The organism is Rossellomorea aquimaris (assembly GCF_020171925.1).
In the GTDB taxonomy this organism is placed as follows: domain Bacteria; phylum Bacillota; class Bacilli; order Bacillales; family Bacillaceae_B; genus Rossellomorea; species Rossellomorea aquimaris_F.
On sequence record NZ_JAIVAR010000001.1, the window covers coordinates 595305 to 617269 of the forward strand.

Annotated in this window: 20 protein-coding genes; 9 read left to right on the forward strand and 11 right to left on the reverse strand. The window is 43.4% G+C overall.

What is annotated here, in order from left to right; genetic code table 11:
- Window positions 1–110 precede the first annotated feature (110 nt).
- Window positions 111–1712 carry an ABC-F family ATP-binding cassette domain-containing protein gene (locus LCM10_RS02985; RefSeq protein ID WP_224874563.1) on the forward strand — a complete coding sequence of 534 codons (1602 nt, stop codon included), beginning with the start codon at window positions 111–113 and terminating at the stop codon, window positions 1710–1712.
- A gap of 64 nt (window positions 1713–1776) precedes the next feature.
- Here LCM10_RS02985 and recQ read toward each other — a convergent pair whose 3' ends face one another.
- The 4 genes from recQ to LCM10_RS03005 all read right to left on the reverse strand — a co-directional run bounded on the left by recQ (window position 1777) and on the right by LCM10_RS03005 (window position 6601).
- On the reverse strand, window positions 1777–3924 hold the full coding sequence (gene recQ, locus LCM10_RS02990) for a DNA helicase RecQ (protein WP_224874565.1): 2148 nt from the start codon (window positions 3922–3924) through the stop codon (window positions 1777–1779).
- Between the two features lie 134 nt (window positions 3925–4058).
- Window positions 4059–5669 (reverse strand): amidohydrolase, encoded by a 1611-nt coding sequence (locus tag LCM10_RS02995; protein ID WP_224874567.1) that lies wholly within the window; start codon window positions 5667–5669, stop codon window positions 4059–4061.
- Between the two features lie 189 nt (window positions 5670–5858).
- Window positions 5859–6008: a hypothetical protein gene (locus LCM10_RS03000; RefSeq protein ID WP_224874569.1), complete on the reverse strand. Its 150-nt coding sequence runs from the start codon at window positions 6006–6008 to the stop codon at window positions 5859–5861.
- Between the two features lie 377 nt (window positions 6009–6385).
- Entirely contained in the window at window positions 6386–6601 is a 216-nt protein-coding gene (locus tag LCM10_RS03005) for a cold-inducible protein YdjO-related protein (protein ID WP_224874571.1), read from the reverse strand.
- Window positions 6602–7087: 486 nt separating this feature from the next.
- Here LCM10_RS03005 and LCM10_RS03010 point away from each other — a divergent pair, with 486 nt between their 5' ends.
- Genes LCM10_RS03010 through LCM10_RS03020 form a run of 3 tightly spaced genes read left to right on the forward strand, consistent with a single transcriptional unit; the run spans window position 7088 to window position 10915 of the window.
- The gene (locus tag LCM10_RS03010) at window positions 7088–8602 is read left to right on the forward strand and encodes a spore germination protein (protein ID WP_224874573.1); all 1515 of its coding nucleotides are present in this window, start codon (window positions 7088–7090) and stop codon (window positions 8600–8602) included.
- A gap of 52 nt (window positions 8603–8654) precedes the next feature.
- Window positions 8655–9764 carry a GerAB/ArcD/ProY family transporter gene (locus LCM10_RS03015; protein ID WP_224874575.1) on the forward strand — a complete coding sequence of 370 codons (1110 nt, stop codon included), beginning with the start codon at window positions 8655–8657 and terminating at the stop codon, window positions 9762–9764.
- A complete protein-coding gene (locus tag LCM10_RS03020) occupies window positions 9761–10915 on the forward strand; it encodes a Ger(x)C family spore germination protein (RefSeq protein ID WP_224874576.1) in 1155 nt (384 codons plus the stop codon). The genes LCM10_RS03015 and LCM10_RS03020 overlap by 4 nt, the downstream gene beginning before the upstream one ends.
- A gap of 36 nt (window positions 10916–10951) precedes the next feature.
- Here LCM10_RS03020 and LCM10_RS03025 read toward each other — a convergent pair whose 3' ends face one another.
- A complete protein-coding gene (locus tag LCM10_RS03025) occupies window positions 10952–11299 on the reverse strand; it encodes a DUF1033 family protein (protein ID WP_224874584.1) in 348 nt (115 codons plus the stop codon).
- A 233-nt stretch (window positions 11300–11532) separates the two neighbouring features.
- On the opposite strand from LCM10_RS03025, the gene LCM10_RS03030 reads away from it, so the two are divergent.
- Window positions 11533–11979, forward strand: a complete 447-nt coding sequence (locus LCM10_RS03030) for a cupredoxin domain-containing protein (RefSeq protein ID WP_224874585.1) — start codon at window positions 11533–11535, stop codon at window positions 11977–11979.
- A 386-nt stretch (window positions 11980–12365) separates the two neighbouring features.
- Here LCM10_RS03030 and LCM10_RS03035 read toward each other — a convergent pair whose 3' ends face one another.
- Window positions 12366–13553 carry a D-alanyl-D-alanine carboxypeptidase family protein gene (locus tag LCM10_RS03035; protein WP_224874587.1) on the reverse strand — a complete coding sequence of 396 codons (1188 nt, stop codon included), beginning with the start codon at window positions 13551–13553 and terminating at the stop codon, window positions 12366–12368.
- Between the two features lie 251 nt (window positions 13554–13804).
- Here LCM10_RS03035 and LCM10_RS03040 point away from each other — a divergent pair, with 251 nt between their 5' ends.
- Together LCM10_RS03040 and LCM10_RS03045 are read left to right on the forward strand one after the other, a co-directional pair.
- On the forward strand, window positions 13805–14434 hold the full coding sequence (locus tag LCM10_RS03040; RefSeq protein ID WP_224874589.1) for a 5-bromo-4-chloroindolyl phosphate hydrolysis family protein: 630 nt from the start codon (window positions 13805–13807) through the stop codon (window positions 14432–14434).
- Window positions 14435–14448: 14 nt separating this feature from the next.
- The gene (locus tag LCM10_RS03045) at window positions 14449–15582 is read left to right on the forward strand and encodes a toxic anion resistance protein (protein ID WP_224874591.1); all 1134 of its coding nucleotides are present in this window, start codon (window positions 14449–14451) and stop codon (window positions 15580–15582) included.
- A gap of 21 nt (window positions 15583–15603) precedes the next feature.
- On the opposite strand, the gene LCM10_RS03050 is transcribed toward LCM10_RS03045, so the two are convergent.
- From LCM10_RS03050 to LCM10_RS03065, 4 genes are all read right to left on the reverse strand, one after another.
- The gene (locus tag LCM10_RS03050) at window positions 15604–17178 is read right to left on the reverse strand and encodes a cation:proton antiporter (RefSeq protein WP_224874592.1); all 1575 of its coding nucleotides are present in this window, start codon (window positions 17176–17178) and stop codon (window positions 15604–15606) included.
- 164 nt (window positions 17179–17342) lie between these two features.
- The gene (locus tag LCM10_RS03055; RefSeq protein WP_224874595.1) at window positions 17343–19265 is read right to left on the reverse strand and encodes a nitric oxide reductase activation protein NorD; all 1923 of its coding nucleotides are present in this window, start codon (window positions 19263–19265) and stop codon (window positions 17343–17345) included.
- A gap of 10 nt (window positions 19266–19275) precedes the next feature.
- Entirely contained in the window at window positions 19276–20124 is an 849-nt protein-coding gene (locus LCM10_RS03060) for an ATP-binding protein (protein WP_412103373.1), read from the reverse strand.
- A gap of 144 nt (window positions 20125–20268) precedes the next feature.
- Window positions 20269–20475, reverse strand: a complete 207-nt coding sequence (locus tag LCM10_RS03065; protein WP_224874598.1) for a DUF6501 family protein — start codon at window positions 20473–20475, stop codon at window positions 20269–20271.
- A gap of 138 nt (window positions 20476–20613) precedes the next feature.
- On the opposite strand from LCM10_RS03065, the gene LCM10_RS03070 reads away from it, so the two are divergent.
- Window positions 20614–20820, forward strand: coding sequence for a zinc ribbon domain-containing protein (locus LCM10_RS03070; RefSeq protein WP_224874600.1), 207 nt, complete (start codon window positions 20614–20616; stop codon window positions 20818–20820).
- 101 nt (window positions 20821–20921) lie between these two features.
- A complete protein-coding gene (locus LCM10_RS03075; RefSeq protein WP_224874601.1) occupies window positions 20922–21260 on the forward strand; it encodes a hypothetical protein in 339 nt (112 codons plus the stop codon).
- A gap of 30 nt (window positions 21261–21290) precedes the next feature.
- Here LCM10_RS03075 and LCM10_RS03080 read toward each other — a convergent pair whose 3' ends face one another.
- Complete coding sequence (locus tag LCM10_RS03080; RefSeq protein ID WP_224874602.1) at window positions 21291–21917, reverse strand: DedA family protein; 627 nt, start codon at window positions 21915–21917, stop codon at window positions 21291–21293.
- Window positions 21918–21965: the final 48 nt, after the last annotated feature.

A 21965-nucleotide genomic window follows, 5' to 3' on the forward strand; every position in this document is an offset into this window, starting at 1 on the left:
TAAGTGTATAACGACTACCGTTCCATGCGAACTTGATTCTTATAAACGCTATCTTTTTATCCCTTTTACGTGTTATAATCTCTTAGATTGAGTATTGGGAGGTAGTATGAATGATTCAAGTATCAGATGTAAGCTTACGCTTCGGAGACCGAAAGTTATTCGAAGACGTGAATATAAAATTCACCCCTGGCAACTGTTATGGTTTAATCGGTGCTAACGGTGCAGGGAAATCGACATTTCTGAAGATCCTTTCAGGTGACATCGAGGCACAGACAGGAAATGTATCCATGTCCCCTGGTGAACGCCTTGCTGTATTGAAGCAGGATCATTTTGAATATGAAGAATATGAAGTATTGAAAGTCGTCATCATGGGGCATACCCGCCTATACGAAGTGATGCAGGAGAAAGATGCCATTTACATGAAAGAGGATTTCTCGGATGAAGATGGCATGAGAGCTGCTGAACTTGAAGGTGAATTCGCTGAGCTTAATGGTTGGGAAGCTGAATCAGAAGCTGCCATTCTATTGAAAGGATTGGGAATCGGCGAGTCGCTTCATTCAAAGCAAATGTCCGAGCTTACCGGTGGAGAGAAAGTGAAAGTCCTTCTTGCCCAAGCATTATTCGGCAAACCGGATGTCCTTCTACTGGATGAGCCTACCAACCACTTGGACATACAGGCAATCCAATGGCTTGAAGAGTTCTTGATCAATTTTGAAAATACGGTCATCGTCGTATCCCATGACCGTCACTTCTTGAATAAAGTGTGTACACATATTGCCGACCTTGACTTCGGTAAGATCCAGATTTATGTCGGAAACTATGATTTCTGGTATGAATCCAGTCAACTGGCGCTTAAAATGGCGCAGGATCAAAACAAAAAGAAAGAAGAAAAAATCAAGGAGCTTCAAGCGTTCGTCGCAAGATTCTCGGCCAATGCATCTAAATCCAAGCAGGCGACTTCACGTAAGAAGCTATTGGATAAAATCTCACTTGATGATATCAAGCCGAGTTCAAGACGCTATCCTTACGTACAGTTCAAGCCTGAACGTGAAATCGGAAACGATGTATTGAGAGTCGAAGGGTTAACAAAAACAATCGATGGAGTAAAGGTATTGGATAACGTCAGCTTCATCATGAATAAAGAAGACAAAATCGCCCTGGTCGGGACGGATGAAATCGCGAAAACGACGCTTTTCAAAATCCTTGCTGGCGAAATGGAACCGGATAGCGGTTCATTCAAATGGGGTGTAACGACTTCACAAGCGTATTTCCCTAAAGACAACTCCGAGTATTTCGAGGGGTCTGAGCCGACGCTTGTTGATTGGTTGCGTCAGTATTCACCTGATGACGAAAGCGAGACATTCCTCCGTGGTTTCCTTGGACGTATGCTGTTCTCAGGTGAAGAAGTACTCAAGAAGCCAAGCGTCCTTTCCGGAGGGGAAAAGGTCCGCTGCATGCTTTCCAAGATGATGCTAAGCGGTTCGAATGTCCTTCTATTGGATGAACCGACCAACCACTTGGACCTTGAGTCCATCACCGCGTTGAATAATGGCTTGATTTCCTATAAAGGCGCCATGATCTTCGCATCACATGACCATCAGTTCATTCAAACGATCGCAAACCGCATCATTGAAATTAAGGACGGTGGCATTATCGATAAGCAGACGACTTATGATGAATTCCTTGAAATGAAGGCTTCTCAAAAAGCGTAAGTTGCCTCTCTAAAAAAAGGGTGTAAAATCTACTTGATTTTACACCCTTTTTTACTTGCATGTATTAATCGTGAACAACTCGTCTCTTGGCTAAATAGCCTTTGATTTGAAAGTAGGAAATATCCTCAGGAAGCTCTTCCTTGATGGGCTTCAATGGTGTCTCTCCGACTTTCTCGACGGCTTCTTTAAGCAGATCTTCCTCATCTTCATTGAAAAAGATTGTCCAGTCATCCGCCAACCCTTCTTCGTATGACCTGATGATGTGATTTTCGATCGTCGCAACACTCATATTACGGATCGAGGCAATTTCCTTCATGCTCTTGTTCTCGTTGTACAGTTGGAATGTTATATGATGCGAAGGTTCGTCCGTCTTCCCTCTTTGTTTGCGTGGGGACACACTTCCAGGTTCCCGCTCTTCGACTTTACGGGAATACTCTTCATTTTCCTTTAAGAATGTAGAGATCTTATTCATGAATAGCTCTCCATACCGTTCAAGCTTGCTTTCCCCTACTCCGCTGACATTCAAGAATTCCGCTTCGTCCCCAGGCTGCTTCAAGCACATATCATGCAACGTTTTATCAGAGAAGATGACAAATGGGGGAACCCCTTCTTCTTCGGCGATTGATTTACGAAGAGTTCTGAGAGTATGGAAGAGTTCATCCTCGTTCGATAATACGGGAGCGGCATCTTCTTGTTTCTTTCTGGATACCTTCCTCTCGCCTACCAAGACTTCTTTCCCCTTTTTTGACACTCTCAAGGTCGGGTAGCCACCACCTTCCACATCGATGATCCCTTCAGCAATCAAGTAATCAATGAACAATCCGACTTCCTTCTGCGATTCATCTTTCAGTAATCCATAGGTCGATAATCGATCAAAGCCGAAATCCTTGATCTTTTTCCCCTTCGATCCAGTCAATACCGCAGAGATGAGCGTCGTTCCAAACCTTTCGTTCATTCGCTTCATACACGAAAGGACCATTTGAGCTTTCACGGTCACATCTTCCGTTTCCCGATCATCGAGGCAATTACTGCAATGTCCGCATTCTTCATCCGTTTCATCGCCGAAGTAAGATAGGATATATTGCTGTAAGCAGGACTCAGTATGGACGAAGTCCACCATGTCGCGTAACTTTTGTAGCTCGTTTTGATGCAGGTCCTGGTTCATGACGTTCTGTTCGATAATATAACGCTGGGTTTGGATGTCCTGAGGTGAAAACAGTAAGATGCATTCACTTTCCACTCCGTCCCTGCCGGCTCTGCCTGCTTCCTGATAGTACGCTTCCATGTTTTTTGGAATCTGATAATGGATGACATAACGGACGTTTGATTTGTTGATTCCCATCCCGAATGCATTAGTCGCCACCATCACCATGATCGAATCGTTCAAGAATGCCTCTTGCTGCTCTAGCCTTAAGGAATCGGAAAGTCCACCATGATATTTACCGGCTGAAAGCCCTTTTTTCACCAAATGATCATGGACACGTTCAACTTCTTTGCGTGTGGCACAGTAAATGATTCCCGACTGTTGCTTATTCCTCTGGATATAGTCGCCAACCCAGCGTTTCCTGTCCTCACCTTTTAACACATTAAAATATAGATTGTTCCGTTGGAAACCGGTCAATACTTTGTTTTCTGAAGGAATATGTAAATGGCTGAGGATGTCGGTTTGTACCTGAGGGGTTGCTGTAGCGGTCAGTGCCAGCATGACAGGATTGGAGGAAAGCCTTTTTACTGCCCCATAAATACCTAAGTAACTTGGTCTGAAATCATGCCCCCACTCAGAAAGACAGTGCGCTTCATCCACTGCGACCAGCGGGATATTCAATGTATTCAGGTAATCGACGAATCGGGAAGACTCCAGACGTTCAGGTGCGATGTAGAGAAGCTTATATTCTCCCATTGCCACTTCTTCCATCCTTGCTTCCGTCTCAGCATTACTGAGTGTGCTATTGATGAATGTTGCCGGTATGCCTTGAAACGTCAAAGAATCCACTTGGTCCTTCATCAATGAAATCAATGGAGATATGACGAGTGTGACCCCATCAAGAAGAAGGGCGGGAATCTGGTAGCAAATCGATTTACCTCCACCGGTCGGCATGATTCCGGCTGTATCCCTTCCGGACAAGATATTGGAGATAATCTCAGCCTGACCATTACGGAAATTCTCATAGCCGAAATATTGCTTTAGTACTTGTTGCGCTTCATTAAGCAAAATTTTGCCTCCTTTCACTCATTTATATCTATCTTTCATTGTAGTCTAGAATTGATCTTATGCCAATACATTCACATGTCATGGAATCATTAAAAAACGATTGAAAAGGAGAGTCCCTTTTCAATCGTCTGATGTCATTCTGCCTCACGTTCAAACACCTTTTCACCTGAAAACCAGGTTTCCACCACTCCGATCTCATGGAGCCTGCTCTTCTCCACCTCAAGCGGGTGTTGATCGAGCAAGAGGAAATCCGCTCTCTCCCCTGTCATCAACCGTCCATGGTTGTTCATTTCGTTTAATTCAATGAGTGTCGGTACCGATGTATATCCCCTGAAGGCTTCATTTACGGTTAGCTTCTCCTGTGGTTGCCAACCTCCGCTAGGCTTCCCTTTCAAGTCTGTCCGGTTCACCGCTGCGAAGATCCCTTCGAAAGGGTTCAGTGATCCAATCGGTAAATCCGAACTAAGCGTAAACGGAATATGATGCCTGTTAAAGCTCTTAAAGGCATCACAGTACGGAACCAGATCTTTCCCTACCCACTTTTCCTTCTTATCCCACTCAGTAAGAAGGAACGATGGCTGTGTTTCAATCACGGCACCTAAGTGCTCGAGCCTCTTAAGCAGGTCTTCCCCTACGGTTTGGGCATGGATGATCCGATGCCTTAATTGAGCAGTTTTTGCTTCTGGCTGTTCCAGAGCCGTGATGGCTTGTTCCACAGCTCGATCCCCTATGGCATGCATGGCGACCTGCATCCGGTTGCTTCCTGCGAGCCTCAAGATGTCGTTCAGCTCATTTTGTGTATAGACAGCATTTCCTGTCGTTTCTTTTTTATCATGATAGGGGACCCTCATCGCTGAAGTATGGAGACGCTGTGTCCCATCGAGGAATATCTTCACTGCCCCCACCTTCACTCTGTCCGAGCCCTCCCCTGTCCTGAATGGATGATTGTCCAAATAGTCCTCCAAATGTTTCTTCTTGAAAATATAATGGTGAAGGTATGCCCTGATCGGGAGTTTTCCTTCTTTTTCAAGTGATTGATAAGCTTCCCATAGACGCGAGTATGAACCGATGAAGTTCAAGTCATCCGTATGGATCGTGGTGATCCCATTCTTAAGGAGGTAAGGGATCCCGCTTTCAAGGGCTTCCCTCGCATCTTCCATCGTTCTCTTCCTGAAGTGGTGCTTGATGAAATGAACAGCGGTATCCTTGAAGCGGCCAGTCCACTCCCCATTATCATCCTTCTCTTTAAAGTCATCCGGTATCTCCTTGAACTCTTCTTCCTTTTTTAATAAATCCATTACCTTATGATTCACTACGCATTCATGGCCATCCTGATGCAGAAAGAACATATACGTATGTAAATGGATGTCATCTAGGTCCCTTGCTTGAAGGAGATCGGTGCGATCGGTGAATTCACCATCATTCAATCCCCTGCCGACTACCCAGTCACCTTCTTCCATTTGCGGATAGTAGGTCCTGATTTCTTCTTTCATATGCTCCCATGTGGAGACATGTCTTAAATCGAGCTCCTTTTTCATCAGTCCATACCGTAGAAAATGCATATGTGTGTCGTGAAAAGCAGGTGTGAGCACTCTTTCCATCCCGTCTACCACCCCTGTCCCTTCTTCTTGAGTCCGCCCTTCCCGTATCTCCTGGACCTTGCCTTCCCCAAGCTTCAAATGATATACCTTGTCTAACTCAACGTACTCTTTGGCATCATACAATCGTACATTATCAATGATCAATTCCTGATTCCTCCTTAACATGGTAGTTTGATGCAACGGGTAAATTTCCGTAAAAAAACAGCTGTTCCCAGCGTAAGAATGGAGCTATTTACCTTTTACCAACTTGGAGGGTCTTCAAACATGGATGTTAGTGCATACAAATAAGTAGAACTGCAAGGGGGATTGATTTCCCTCTGCAGTTCTATAAGGTTAAAACCATTTGAAATTGGTTTCTTCTTTTTCCTTTGCATCCACTTCCGGCTTTGTCAGTTTCCAAAAGCTGTCCCAAATAGAGTGCTCGTCGGTTTCAGCCTTTTTCGGTACCTCTTTTTCTTTATCTTTTTTGTTTTTGTTGGACATGGTGCTCCCTCCTTTTGATGCCTCATACACTACATACTATTCAGGATACAAAAAAGCGTTTAAGGATTTAAAAAAATTTTAATCCGATGTCTATTCGGAGTGGTAAGGGGATAACAAATTCCACTTGTAAATAAAAAGCTCTTTTCGTAAAGATTGTTGTTATTAAAATAGCAGCTGTTATCACCGCTGATGATTTCCTTACAAGACTTCCCTTTCCGAGCGTAGCCCGTGAGTCTCCTCATCACTTCGTCTACCCGAGGATAGCGAGCACCTGGAGCGCAAATCAACCACTGCTTACGCATTCTAAAGCAACAATGTTTACGAAAGCAGCCAAATAAAAAAAAGAACCAATCAGATGATTGATTCTTTTTGACCGATCAGGAAGATTTCATTGTAGGATGAGGGTTATCCACTACTTGCAGCACTTTGGTGGACTTCTCCATGTCAGAATTGCAAAGCGGGCATTTAGGGGAATCTTCACTCTTGAAATTATCCCGCATCCAGCCTTTACATTCTTCGGAAGAACAAGCCCAAATTTCTGTTTCCTCAGTTTTTATTTCTTCTTCAACTTGATTTCGACGTCCAAAAGCCATTGAATGTCCTCCTTTAAGATAAGCAGGATTTCCATGCCAGGCACGAAAAAACTGATTGTGGTAGTGTTGCTCACCAAGTATATAAGTGATTATCGGATTGAATATTGGATGTAATGTAAGTACAATTGCTGTGACTTATTCCATTATACCATACTTGCCATCATAATAGTAGAAAAAGCCGCCGGGCAGTCAACGTCCTGCCACATGTCAAGATTGATTTTTCTTCTTTGTACCAGAGGAATCAGCTTGTGTGCCACCCTTCCGTTCCATCTCAGTCGAATATTGACTCTCCACGTAAGGTGAACGTTATGTAGCCTTGGATGGGTCTTCTTTCTTCCTACTTATCAAGCCTCACATCCATCTCTATCTTTCCCATCATTGGATTGGTTTATGTACCATTTTCTTCATCTTTCATTACAGGAGTCATGAGTAAGAATAAAATTCTGAGGGATTCTAATAGTAAATCTTTACATAGGGTGATGAGACGTGTCCAGACGCACGAAAGCAGCTGAACATAAAGACCACAAGGCTGCTCATAGCTTCGAAATAGAAGGCTTCAAACAAGAGATTCTATCTCATATAGGCAGAAGCGATGATTTGATTTTCAGGATCGTGACATCACATAACCAGCATATACTCATCCTTTTTTTCGAAGACCTGGTTGATGCCAGGGTATTGAATGAATGTATCGTAAGGCCACTTGAACAGATGCCGGAAGAGTTCGATGCTGAAACTATCTCCAATAAGGTGCAAATCGCCGGCATCACAAGGACCAATCAACTCATTGAGGTCGTCGACCAATTGGTGGATGGAGCGGCTTATGTTTTCAAAGAGTTTGATACCTATGGCATTCTTTGTGATATCGAGGACAAAGGGAGCCGGGAACCGGAGAAGGCTGAAACAGAGTCTCTCGTCTTCGGACCAAAGATCTCTTTCACTGAGTCGATCTCCAAAAATTTGAATCTGGTCAGATCGAACATCAGTGATCCCAACCTGTGTGTAGAAACATTCATGATTGGCTCGCGTTCGAAGAGAAAGGTACAGCTTGTATATATCCAAGACATTGCCGATGAAGAAAATGTCAATACGTTCAGACAAAGGATCAATGATCTTGACGTTGACAGCATCATCGACTCGACCGTTCTTTCTCAGCTAATCGAGGATGATTCATGGACAGTCTTCCCGCAACTCATGACAACGGAGCTGCCTGACCGGCTGACTGTTTCCCTCCTACATGGAAAAGTCGGCCTGCTCGTGGACAGAAGTCCGACCGTTATCATCGCACCTTCCACCTTTATGAATTTCTTTGAATCGACAGAAGATATTTATATGAGATGGAATATGGGAACATTCTTGCGCATCATCCGGTTCATCGCCATTTTCTTCTCTGTGTTATTGACCCCTGCTTACGTGGCAGTACTCACCTATCATTATGAGGTGATTCCTTCGGCGTTATTGGTTTCTTTAGGTCAGTCCCGCTCGAATGTCCCGTTTCCCCCTGTCTTTGAAGCGTTCCTACTGGAATTTGTCATTGAATTATTACGAGAGGCAGGCGCGCGTCTCCCGACAAAAGTTGGTCAGACGATGGGAATCGTCGGGGGTATCGTCATTGGACAGGCAGCGGTGGATGCAGGTTTCACCAGCAATATCCTGATCATTATCATCGCCATCAGCGCCTTGGGTTCCTTCACGGCACCTAGCTATGCAATCGGTACCGCTGTCAGGATGATCCGTTTTCCCATTATCTTGATGGCTGGACTGTATGGTGGAGTGGGAATCATGTTCTGCTTTTGCTTTATGATCATCCATTTATTGAAAGTCACGACCCTCGGCCGCCCTTATTTGAGTCCGATCTACCCATTCCGGTTTGCTGACTGGAAGTATAGTCTGTTCCGGAGTCCCTATCAATACTTGGTGAATCGTCCAGTTTCCAATCGCCCAGGAGATGCTTCTCGTATCCCGAAAAACAAGGCGAAAAAGAAGAAAGAAGTTGATGAATGATGTTTATCATTTATACAAGTTGGATTTCACCTTAAGAAAAAGGACGTGAAGCATGAAGATTAATCCTGAACCACAAAGAACTCTCTTATTCAATGCTTTTTTGGTTGCATTTATCATCCATACTGCACAGATTGGTGTCGGCATCGCAGGTGTACCGAGAGTGGCCTTCATGGAAGTCAAACAAGACGCATGGATAACCATGATTTTATCAGGTTTTGTGGTTTCGATTGTCATTTTCTTCATGACCAAATTGCTTTCGGTTTATGCAGGTGCCGACCTGTTCGGAATTCAGTTCGATGTGTACGGGAGATGGATCAGTACGTTTCTGAATTCTATTTACATCCTTTATTTCTTGCTTGTTACTTATGTGATCATGATGAATTACACAGAGATGGTACAAGCATGGATCTTCCCGAAAATGCCGACTTGGCTGCTCGTTACATTTTTAGTCTTACTGACTGGCTATGCCGTATTGGGAGGAATCAGGGTGGTTGTGGGAGTCACATTCATCGGGATCCTATTGACGATGTGGATTGTCTTCATGATCTACGCTCCGTTAAAATACCTGGACATCAACCATCTGCAACCTGTATTTACGGCTTCATGGAAGGAGCATGCGATGGGGATTTATAAGGTAAGCTTCTCACTAATTGGATTTGAATTATTGATGATCATCTATCCTTATGTTAAAGAGAAAAAGAATGTGTTGAAGTATTCATTGATCGGTACGTGGTACAGTACGTTCTTATTCGCCTTGGTCACTGCTGTGAGTGTTGGATTTTTCTCCGAAGAATCACTATTAAAGACGATCTGGCCGGTTCTTTCGATGTTTAAAATCGTCAGAATCCCTAATCTTGAGCGGTTTGAGTTTATTGCTGTCTCGTTTTGGATGCTCGTCATACTCCCAAATTTATGCATTTATTTTTGGGCGGCAACACGTGGGGTGAAACGGGTTTTCAACCTGTCGCAGAAACGGACGATTTTTTTCTTTGGACTCGTCTTGATTGCTGGGAGCTTCTTCATAGAAGATCGTTTGACGATGGATCTCTTTACTGAAAAAGCCGGTAGTGTCAGTTTTATCCTGTCGTTTGTATACCCTGTAATCTTGTTTTTGATTATAAAACTCAAGCATTCGATAACTGGAAAAGGAGCAAAGGGATGAAAAAACTTTACCTGGTCGGTATGATTCTCACTACCATTGCTCTATGTGGCTGTGTCGAGAAAAAATATTTGGAGAAGCTCGGGCTGATCACTGCTGTGGGTTATGATCAACATGATGATGAGGAAATCAAGGGTACCATTGTACTTTACCAATTCAATCCGGACATGCAAGATGTTGAAAAGATCCTCGTAAGTACTGCCAATACTTCAAAAGGCATAAGGATGTCACAGAACTTCGATACTGATCATCAGCTCGTTTCCGGACAATTGAGGATCGCCGTCTATGGAAGGGATCTGGCCATGAAAGGAATTTCACATCTCGTCGATACACTCGAAAGGGACTCGTCCATTGGAAATATGGTCTATTTGGCAGTGGCTGATACCACCGCGGAAGATATCCTTACATACCAAATGATTGAGAAGCATTCCAATAGGGGTACCTACTTATACAATCTTGTCAAACAGAATGTGGAAAATGAGCTCATGATAGCCCCCACCCTGCAGGAGTTCATCACTGACTATGGCAGTGTAGGGAAAGATCCGATCCTTCCCCTGCTCTCATCTTCGGACAGGACATTGGGAATCGAGGGGTTTGCCATCTTTCACAAAGATCAGTTCGTTATGGAAATCGACAAAAGGGATATGTTCTATATCCGCTCACTCATCGAAGATTATCATTCAGCAGGAAGCCTGGAAGTCAAATTGCCGATGGAACCATTTCGGAATCATCTTCCAGAAGGACACGGGTCCAGTCGCGAAAAGACAGACGATGAAAAAAGACTTTATCTTGTTCTCGACAGCATCAAATCCAACCATGAAATCAAGGCTAGCAAAGATGATGCACCGAAATTCACGATCAGACTTGATATTGATGCCAGACTACATGAAATAACTGAAAAATTGAAGCTCTCGGACCCTGAAACCCTCAAACTGGTTGAAAAAGAGACAGAGAAGTATATTAAAAAAAACGTCATGAAAAATATAAAGAGTCTTCAGGAGAACGTGGTAGATCCGGTAGGTTTCGGGATGGAATATCGTACACGTAGGAATCATGAATCTCTTACGCAGCAAGAATGGGATCGCCTTTATCCCGACGCATCATTTGATGTTACGGTTCATTTTAATTTGATCCGGACAGGTGTCACCGACTGAATAAAGAAAAAGGAATGCCATCATCCCGGCATTCCTTTAATCCTGTTCCAATAATTGAATAACATGCTTCTTTGTTTGTTCATTGATTGCCATTGGCTGATTTTGTTCAAATAATAGTATGCCGTGGTAAACTTGGACATCATCGTCACAAGCCTCGCAAAACTCTATTTCTTCGGGATTCCAGAAGGCGATGGAATTAAAAGTCTTACTTTTACTCTTTGGCCATTGTTCCTTCAATCTGTCAATTTCCGATAGATATTTAGTAATGGCACTTTCACGATCTTGAAAATCCCATTCTTTCACAATATCCTCTTTCCATCCGTCGAAGAACCACCATGGTTCTGCATCGCTTCTTGTCAGTATCACTTTCCATGTGTTTTCCATTGTGAATCCTCCTTGCTCTTACACAGATTGTACAGGATTGAGATGAGAATTCAAGCCGAACGATTTGTAGGGAAAAGTGACGTGGTCACTCATGCATATATGAACAACTTCCGTATTGGAATCACTTGAATCCCCTCTACAACATGAGAAGGTCATTTTGTAGACAAGTTCATCCCCTCTGGAGCATATCCATATATCATGGACTTAATACAATGTGCTGAGGGGGAGAAACGATGAAATTACTCGTACTGAAGAAATCTTCGATCATTGCGATATTCTTTACGATTCTGATCATTGGCATTGGATCACTCTGGGCTTACAAAACCCAACACTCCTATCCCACTGTCTCTTTAGGTGAAGCACCGGAAACGATTGAGCTGGTGACAGGGGAATTTAAGACCAAGACGGCAGATGGGAAGGAAATCGAATCGTACCGCTGGGACCCCGGGACAATCGTGGTTGAAAAGGATAAGAAAGTTCAACTTGTGATTCATGGTGTCAATGGGGATGCCCATCCGTTCCACATTGAAGGTACGAATATAAAAGGAACCGTGAAGAAAGGAAAAGCAACGGTCGTCAATGTTACGTTCACAAAAGAAGGAACCTACCGGCTAATCTGCGAGACACACGCTACAATGGAAAACAACGGGCCCATGATCGCCTATATTGTCGTGGATTAGATGGAAAGAGCCTGAGACAAAAGTGTTTCAGTCAAAGTAAAACCCGAACGATTTTGTCTATTTAAAGGCAAATTCGTTCGGGCTTTTAATTATTTGAATAACTGTACGATTAGATTTTACCTCTGTCTAGCGGTTGATTGGAATGCAAGACGAAGACTCCTGCGGGAGCAGCGAGTTAGGTGGTACATGTCCAGCTCTCGAGCCTCTGAGCAAGCCGCTTCCGCTTTTCTAACCCGCAGGAGCGAATGCGACGAGGAGGCTCGCCAACCGCCCGCGGAAAGCGAAGTCTTGCACGGAAATCATTAGCGTTAATAACTGAAACTGATATTGTTCGCCTTTTGTTTATTGAGTTTTTAGTTATGTCCCAGTCTCTTTTTTACAAGCAATCATTCACTGAGAGAATCTTGTTCATTCTGTCTGAACATCGAGATCCCCGCAATCACGAGGATGATCATATAAAGGAAGACGGGGTAAAATAATTCAGGGTCCGTCCACTTCCCTTCGTCCATCCCATTACTCGTAGCGAGGACGTCATGCTCGCCGACCCCAGTAGAGCGGGAAGGTTCTAGCTGAGTTGAAGCAATCTCTTCATGTTCACCATCATAGATCGTAAGCAGGCCATGATCATTGACCTCCTCTACCACTTCTTCATTCATTCGCTTTGTATAATGAAAATCAGCAGGTAGTTCATACGACTTACTGTGTGCCTGGAATGAGCTGTCCTTTGAGACGTAGCTGCGGGTAAAGTGTTGTAATCCATAGTCCAAAAGTGACTTTGTATCTGAATAGATTGCCCGTTTGCTCTGTGCATCCATTGTAACGGCAACAACCGATAAGTCATCATTCTCCGCCGAAGTCACGAGTGTATGATTGGCTTCCGGAACAAAGCCATTCTTACCTCCGTTCACTTCGGGGTAAGGTAATTCCCCCTTCACCATTTTATGATGGTTGTACAGGGTCGTCTTCCATCCTTCCGACTTCCAATCGACAGAATCTATATCAAATAGAGCTTTGAATGTGTCATTCTTAAGAGCGTAGCTTGTGATTTTCGCCATATCATAAGCAGTCGTATAATGGTCCTCATCATACAACCCGTGAGGATTCACAAAGTGGGTGTCCTTTACACCGACTTCTTCCTTTAAGAAAACATTCAATTTTTTCATGAATCCTTCAACGGATCCCTCCGTATGTTCTGCTATTGCCACTGCTGCATCATTCCCGGAGTTCACCATCATCCCCTCCATCAACTGTCGCATGGAAATGGATTCACCAGGTAACAGGTAAACCGTCGACCCTTCTGTATCGGCAGCCCTGGTGCTCACGGTGACCTTGTCATCCAAGCCGGTGTGTTCTAGTGCATAAATGGCTGTCGCAATCTTCGTGATACTTGCAGGGTTCATCTTTTTATGTGCACCCTTTGCATAGAGGATACTTCCAGTACCTGAATCCAATAACACGGCCGTTCTACTGAAAAGATGATCCGGTTTGTCGGTTGAATTCGTTTCCGCTGAAGATGTAATGGGCGATAAGACCCATGAAACCAGCAGGAGAATCAGCATAATCTGTTTTTTCATCTGTCCACACACCTGTCTCGTCAATCTACTAAATCATTCTAACAAAAATAACGATTTCTTAATCACGAAATAGGCAATTGTTATAAATTTGAAAGAATGCAGTAAATTTCTTACAGATTTTCTCTATTATGATCAACAGGGACCTTATAACCATCCCATGTGTTCTGTTACAATAAGGGTAACTTCCATGAAACTTTCTTGCTGTCAGGAACGTATGAAAGGTAAGGCATTCTATTAAGGGGTAGATGAATATGAACACCTTTTTACAATTTATTTTAAGAAGTGTGATTTCCGTCTCAATCGGAAGCGCCAGTTTTGTCGTATACTTACTTTCATTTGAATTGAGTTTTCCCCTCTCGTTGTTATCCGCTGCCGCCACCGGTATTGCGATCTTTTACACAATCAAGGGTGCTCAAAAGGGGATCTGGCTGAACAAAAAAGGGCTGAATCGAAAGGAATATCGTTATATTAGCAAGAATCTAAAAGAGGCAAGGGAAAAAGTGAAAAGACTACAAAAGCAGCAATTAAAGGTCCGTTCATTAGGTGCCTTTAAACAGATCCTGGAGATCAACCGGCTGAGCAGGAGGATTTTCCAATTGGTCAATAAGGATCCCAAACGCTATTATCGAGCGGAATCATTCTTCTACTATCATCTTGATTCAGTAGTCGAGTTGACCGAGAAGTACACCTTCCTGGCAGCACAGCCTGGAAAAAGCAAAGAAACGTTCCTTTCCCTGCAACAGACCCGATCCACATTGGATGAATTAATCGATACATTGGAGAAAGATTTACAGCTGGTCTTGGCCGATGATATGGATCATCTGAATATGGAATTGACTTTTGCACATAAACATCTTTCACATCATAAAGATCTTAAATAGTTGGAGGTTATATCATGGAACAACGTCATGAACTAAATGAATTGGATCAACTCCTAGCAGACCCTTTTAGGGAACAAACAGGAAATGCTGCACAAACCACCCCCCAGCTTCTGGACCGACTACCGAAAGAACAGCAAGAAAAGGCGAGGCAGCTCGCAGAACAAATTAATTATAAGGACTATGAAGCGATTCTGAAATATGGCTCCGCTGCGCAGAATCAGTTATCGAATTTCTCTCATTCCATGCTGGAACATGTTCAGAAGAGGGATATCGGGCCAATCGGGGATGTGCTCTCCGACTTGATGAAGAAGCTTGAACAAATGAACCCTGATGATTTGAACGCCAAACAGAAGGGAGTGTTCAAGAAACTATTCAGGAAAGTCTCTTCATCCCTGCAGGAAGTCCTGTCTAAATATCAGAAGATCGGATCACAGATCGACCGTATCTCTGTCCGTCTTGAGCATTCACAAAGGACATTGTTGGATGACAATCGACTCTTGGAAACTCTTTATGACAAAAATAAGGACTACTTCCAGGCTCTGAATATCTATATCGCTGCAGCCGAATTAAAACGGGATGAAATTCAGAACTCCCTACTTCCCTCTCTCCGTCGGAAAGCGGAAGAATCCGGGGATGAGCTGATTTTTCAAGAGGTCAATGATACCATGCAGTTCCTTGACAGGCTAGAAAAGCGTATTCACGACCTTAAGCTGAGCAGGCAAATGACCATCCAGTCAGCTCCACAAATCAGATTGATTCAAAATACCAATCAAGCATTGGCTGAAAAGATCCAGGCATCCATCTTGACGGCGATCCCGTTATGGAAGAATCAAATTGCCATCGCCCTCACCCTGTTGAATCAGCAGAAAGCAGTCAATGCACAAAAGCAGGTATCCCGAACCACCAATGAGCTGTTGTTGAAGAACTCGGAAATGCTGAAAACGAACAGTATTGAAACGGCCCGTGAAAATGAGCGGGGAATAATCGATGTGGAAACGCTCAAGAAAACGCAGGAAAACCTGATCGCTACCATCGAGGAGACGTTGACCATCCAGGCAGAGGGACGGCAGAAACGCCTTCAGGCCGAGCAGGAAATGGTGGTCATGGAAAACGAGTTAAAACAGAAATTGATCGAGATGAAACAATAAAGAGGCGCATGGTGCGCCTCTTTATTGTTCTTCATTATGGACGATTGCATCCGTGATTGCGTCATACTGCTTCTCAGCCAGTGAACTCGAGATGATCTCTTCTTTCTCAAGCTTTGCAATGGCATCATATTCTGCGTATAAGGCATGTTTTCTAAGCGTTGACAGTTGATCTTTTTTCAGCTCGGGATATGTTTCGTAAAGTTCATTCAGCTGTGCTTTGATCATATCAATCCGTTTCTTGTACATATCCATCATTTCTTCGGAAACCGGATCGGTAATATAAAGCTTCTGTTTGACTCTGTGGATTTCCGAGATGGCCGTTTGATAGCGATGGACATGTGAAAGCAGTTCCTGGAACTCCTGATGTTCCCCTCCCTTTGCCTTTACGCCAAGTAATGAAATCAAAGGCTTGATGGTCAATCCCTGGACGACCAAGCTGAATAACACAACGCTGAATCCGAGGATTAGTACATCCTCCCTTGCTGGGAAGTCCCTTGGTAGGCTTAGTACGAGCGCCACTGATAATGACCCTTTCAACCCTCCCCAGTTCAGGATATGCTTCCATTTGTGCGGGAAATTGTTGATCAAGGATAAGCTTGTGTAAACGGCAATGCTCCGGGCGACCAGGACAATCGGGATGGCTGCAAAAATCAACGGCCATTTATCGATGAGGTCGATCCTGGTGATTTCAAGTCCGACCATGAGGAAGACGAGTGAATTAGCGAGTAATGCCGCTACATCCCAAAAGCTGTTGATGTTCAGCTTCGTCGTTGGGCTCATCCCGATCTTTCCGCCATAATTGCCAAATATGAGTGCGGCGATGACCACCGCGATTACCCCTGATGCATGGACGCTTTCGGCAAGCAGGAATGACCCATAAAATAATATGATACTGAATATGATTTCAAGTGGATAATCATCAAAATACTTTGTAAGAATGGAGAACGCATAACCGAGGCCACCTCCGATGATGACGCCAAGCGAAACGACACGGATGAACTCCCAAAGCCCACTTCCGAGCCCGGCCCAGCCGGCATCGATGTAAGTCAATAAATAAAAGGCCGATATATTGAATAATACAACTGCCAATCCATCGTTGAATAAACTCTCGCCTTCGATTACGACTGCAAGTCTTTTCTTGACCCCGACACTCTTGAAAATCGACAAGACGCTAACAGGGTCCGTTGCACTCATCAGTGCACCAAATACAAAGGCAGCAGGAATCGGAAAATCAAAAAAGTAATAGGCAGAAAAACCGATGATTAAAAAGGATAAGAACGTTCCTCCGAAGGCTAATGCCAACACGGGTTCCTTGTTCGCCTGCAATTGTGAATATGGAAGTTTGAGGGCTGCTTCCCCCAAAAGTGCAGGTAGAAAAAGGGTGATGATGACGAAGTTGAATACTTCCCCTTCCGTGATGAAATCCTTTAGTGGTTCTAAGATCGGGATATTCAATAATCCGATCAATGCCCCGATGATGACAAGTGCAATCGGATAAGGCTGCTTCAATTTCTTTGCAAACGCAGTAATCCCTGCTGCGATCATCACTAACAGAAGACCAAGTTCGAATAGATAATGAAAATCAATTTCTTCCATGACACAACCTCCAATTAAAACCATCTTTAGCTTATGATACCATTAATAACCTTAATCATGGTCCTTAAACCTTAACTTTTCCATCTGCTGAGATAATATGAGAGATTCACTCTATGATAAACAACAAAGGCGATTCCCTGCTGGGGAATCGCCTTGACATTACATCATATGCTTTTATATAGAAGCTTTCGAAGCAGAGGGAACAGTACATCCGGAAGTTCTTCAATGTCTGAAACGAGGATGCTGTAATTCCCATAGATATTCTGGATGGTATTCCGCTGCCCTTCATCGATGGGTCCATTCGATAGGAATACATTGATGACCTCGATTCCTTGTTTCCTCGCATCGAGTACAGCTTCATGCGTATCAATAATTCCATTCTGATCATATTCCATCGCGGCAGGCTCTCCATCGGAAAAGACGAGCAAGAATTTTTGCTTTTCATTTCTTCTTAATATTCTTTCAGTCATCAGTCTGATCGCAAATCCATCACGGTTATCCTCTTCCGGTTCCAGCTGTAAGATTTCCGCTCCCGAAGAAGGCTTTAATGAGGTTGTGTAATCAAGTACAGGCTTTAAATAATTGGGCTGATAGGTTTTGGTTGCCTGGTTGGTGTCTTCCCAGAAACCAACGATTTCGTGGGGCACACGAACCGATTTCAATGATTCATGGAATAAGGCGATACCAAGTTTCGTTTGGTCCATTTTATCGAACATCGAACCAGAGCAATCAACCAATAGTGAAAACGCGGCGTCGATTTCAGATGAAGGGTTTTGTTTCTTATAAAATAATCTTGGATTATCATCCGTTATAAATCGAAGCAGCTTACTATTCAACCGGCCGAAATGAAGATCGGATCGAGGAAGGATCCGCTTATGCTCCAATGTTTTCTCGATCATTTTTTGAAGCTTCTTCTGCAAGGGGGCGATGGATGCTTTGTATACCCCATAAGTTTTCTGATCTTCGGCGCTCGGAACGGATGGAGACAAGAAGAACGCTTGTGCGTACTTATTATCCCTTCCATATTCATTTTCTCCGCCACCTGTCAACTCTTCATGTTCCCTTTCTGCAGCTTTTACGTTCTTATATTGTTCTCTCTCCGTTTCCTTTGCGGAACCTTGAACCATTGCGAGTGCCTGGTCCCCGTCTTCCCCTTCCCTTACGCCTTCGCCCATCAAGTCTGATTGTGAGCCTTGGTCGAGGTCGAATTGTAAAAAGGATTCTCCTTTGTCTTCCGTTTCCCGGTGCCAAGTTCTGAATTCTTCGTCCAATACTTCTTCATCACCGGTGCTTTCTTCTTCCAGGACATCCTGGTTTGCAAGCGGATCTTTCCGTTTGAGATCTTCAAAGGTCTCTTGGAGGTGATCCTCTTTTTCATAGACGGCTTCGGGAAGGTGAAAATATTCATTGAGCATATCTTTTTTTACAATTTCATCAACGACATCAATCATTTCCAAGCAAATTTTAATGACCGTAGTTGTTGAATCCGCTTCATAGAACTTTGTCAGCTGGGATTTGAGGAAAGGCATGGCCAAGTCGATTTCCTCATTGATCGAAGGAGCTTCTTCCAAAGGAGACTGCGCATTCAACAGAAGGAATAACGAATTGAAAAGTGAATCGGTGAACACACTTTTTGTGAGATTCACTTTCAATTGTGCTTGGAAATATTGGCGGTAAAGATTCCTTCTTGTTGCAAAGGCATGCTTTGTCCCAGGTCTTCTTGATTTACAGATCTCCTCCAGTCGCAAATCTTCGCCCATCACAAACAACTGCTTTGAAAACTTCGGGATACCTGTCCTTTTTACCTTTTCAATATAGTTCAATACTGCTTCACGGTCTGTCTCTGACTGGTTTCCGATGGTTCGTAGGTATACATCACTTTTCAGTCCATTGATTTCGTCCGCCCGGTTCCGGTGATCCCAGAAATGGCTGACATAGACTATTTGTTGTTTATAGTCTATATAGGAAAACGGACCATATTTCAATTCTACATCACCGTTCTTGGCAAGTGTCTTTGCCAGGTCCTCCATTTCCATGAATAAAAACGAATCGATGGTTTCATCGTTGAATTGTATGAACCTTTCCATTATCGATCCCTCACTCGAACAAGGTTTCCGCAATATTTTTTATGGCGGCCTTCTCACGTTCATCTTCGAGTTTATCGATGATGCCACGCTGGATCGCACGCTTCGCAGGCAGGTATACGGCAAGGTCGCAAGCATCCAATAGTGCACGGATGGAAGCAGCTTCTTCTGATACTTGTCCATTTCTTACCTGAATCATAAGATCGGATGACAAATGAACAAATGTATTTATCAATTTGTCATCACTTAGTTTACTCTGCTGTTCAATGACAGATTTCAGGACCTCTCCTTCGATATAAGGAACATCCACAACGACGAATCTGTTTTTAAGTGCTTCGTTCAGTGGGACGGTGCCGACATATCCTTCATTGATTGCTGCGATGACACCAAAGGAAGGTGCGGCCTTGATCACTTCTCCCGTAAAGGGATTGGTGATGCTTCTCCTGTAATCCAGTACTCCGTTCAGGATTGGCAGTGTTTCAGGTTTCGCCATATTGATTTCATCGATGTACAGAAGATGCCCCTTCTTCATCGCCTGGATTACAGGGCCTTCGATGAACTCGATTGAATTCTTGCCGTTTTTCTCCGAAATGGTCTTGTAGCCAAGTAATGCTTCCGCATCGAGGTCCACGGAGCAGTTGATGCTGTGCATCGGTTGTTTGAAGATTGAAGACAATGTATCGGATAATTTTGTCTTCCCAGCACCCGTAGGACCTTTTAGAAGAAGATTCTTACCCAACGTCAATGCGATGAGGCTGTCTTCGATAATATGTTCGTCACTGGAAGAATACCCTCCCTCTCCAATCAAATCACGGTAGTCTGATTGGCTGAACGATTCCTTTCTTTCATTGATTATTCCCATCACCGATTCCGGTATCAACTTTTCGTAATTCATCCTAAGCATCCTTTCCATATCGTCTACTAGACACATCATACATGCAATAGCGCTTTCACTGCAAAAAAAAGCAGGTTTCCCCTCACGAAGAAACCAGCTTTCTGTTCAAGATTATTTAACTTCTTCAAAATACTCTTTGTAAAAACCGCCCATCTTGCCGCTTTCATCAATGACAAAATAATAATCTTCGGACTCATTCTTCACTTCGTATTCTTTCCCGATTTCCAGTACGTTCTCAACCGTATATTTCTTTGCATCTGTATGTATGCATTTAACTCTCTTCACTGCTTCGTTTTCTGTCCAAGTGTGGTGTATCATCTTGATCCTCCTAGTACATGAATATGTAATTAGTATATTCTTCAGTAGAGATTAGTTCAACAGCAAACTTCCTTATGAATGAATCTTTTCCTCATTGAATTCGTATAGTAGTTAAAATCGTGGAAGGATGATGCTCTCATGAAACAAGAAAAAGGTTGTATCAAGTGTGGCAGTATGGATGCAGGGACGAAGGAAATAGCGGCAACCGGAACGGGTCTATCGAAGTTGTTGGATGTACAGCATAATCGCTTTACGGTCGTTTACTGCAAAAATTGCGGATACTGTGAATTGTACAATAAAAAAGGATCGGCTGCTTCAAACATCATTGACCTATTTCTGGGGTGATATACTTTTTCATTCATGTACTCCTTCAACAAGGGATGTCTATCATTCCATCCCCTCACATGGTATATTATAGGAGAAACCAACTTGAAAGGCGTAAGGTAATGAAGAAAGGTATCAGATTCGTCCTATTGTTCTCAATTGTATTGGTTACCTATTATATGACCACTCATCGCCCATCGGAAGAGCAGTTCTACACTTGGCTGGATGAAGAATATAAAATAGACTGCACCGAGGGGGTTTCGTGTATCAGGAAAAAGGATGAAGATTCAGCAGAAATCCTGATTGAAACCGGATCGAATATTAAGAAAGAGTATTTGTTATTCAATACCGTGGGAAAAATATTCGAAGATCAGAATGGGGATAGAACCACGATTAAAGCAATAGGGGTATTAGGGAAATATTTCACCATCGTGGAAGATGGAACCTCCACAAACAGTTAAACCGATTTAACGATAACGTTAGATCGGTTTTTATTTTCGATATCTCAGTTTTTTTCTTTTCATGATAGGAGCCTTTTTCTTCACAATAAAGATCACATAGTAGACCAATGAACACGAAAAGATAAAAATGGCAAACAAACCGGCCTTGGAGCTGATTTCATAGACAATACTTTGAAAACTTTTCGGAAAGTATCTTCCGATCTGGAAATATACCAGGGCCCATACCCCTGCTGAAGGTGTGGCATAGATAATGAACCGGACAAATGTGATGTCCTTTCCAGTCCCTGCGATATATGGCATGACCAATCGGACACCAGGGATGAAATAGCTGATGGAGATGGCGAATAATCCATACCTTTCCATCCACTCCCTACTCTTCTTGATCAGGCCTTCTTTCCGTCTGCCCTTGAACAAACGCTGTAAAAGCCTCGTACCGAAACGTTTTCCTAAAAGGAACCCGAAAGCACCGTAGCTTATAAGCCCGCTGTACATGAAAAGAAACGAGGTGGTTGGATCGAAATTCCTCCACTCAGAAAGGTATCCGGCAAAAGCAGCAGCCATTTCATTCGGAATGGGCAAGCCTATGAAAACGATCCAGCTAAAAAGAAACATAGCCACATAACCAAATTGATCGACTAACTGAAGTAAATAATCCATAGGACACCCCGTTTCACCAAATAAGACTTTTATCCAACATTATATTCA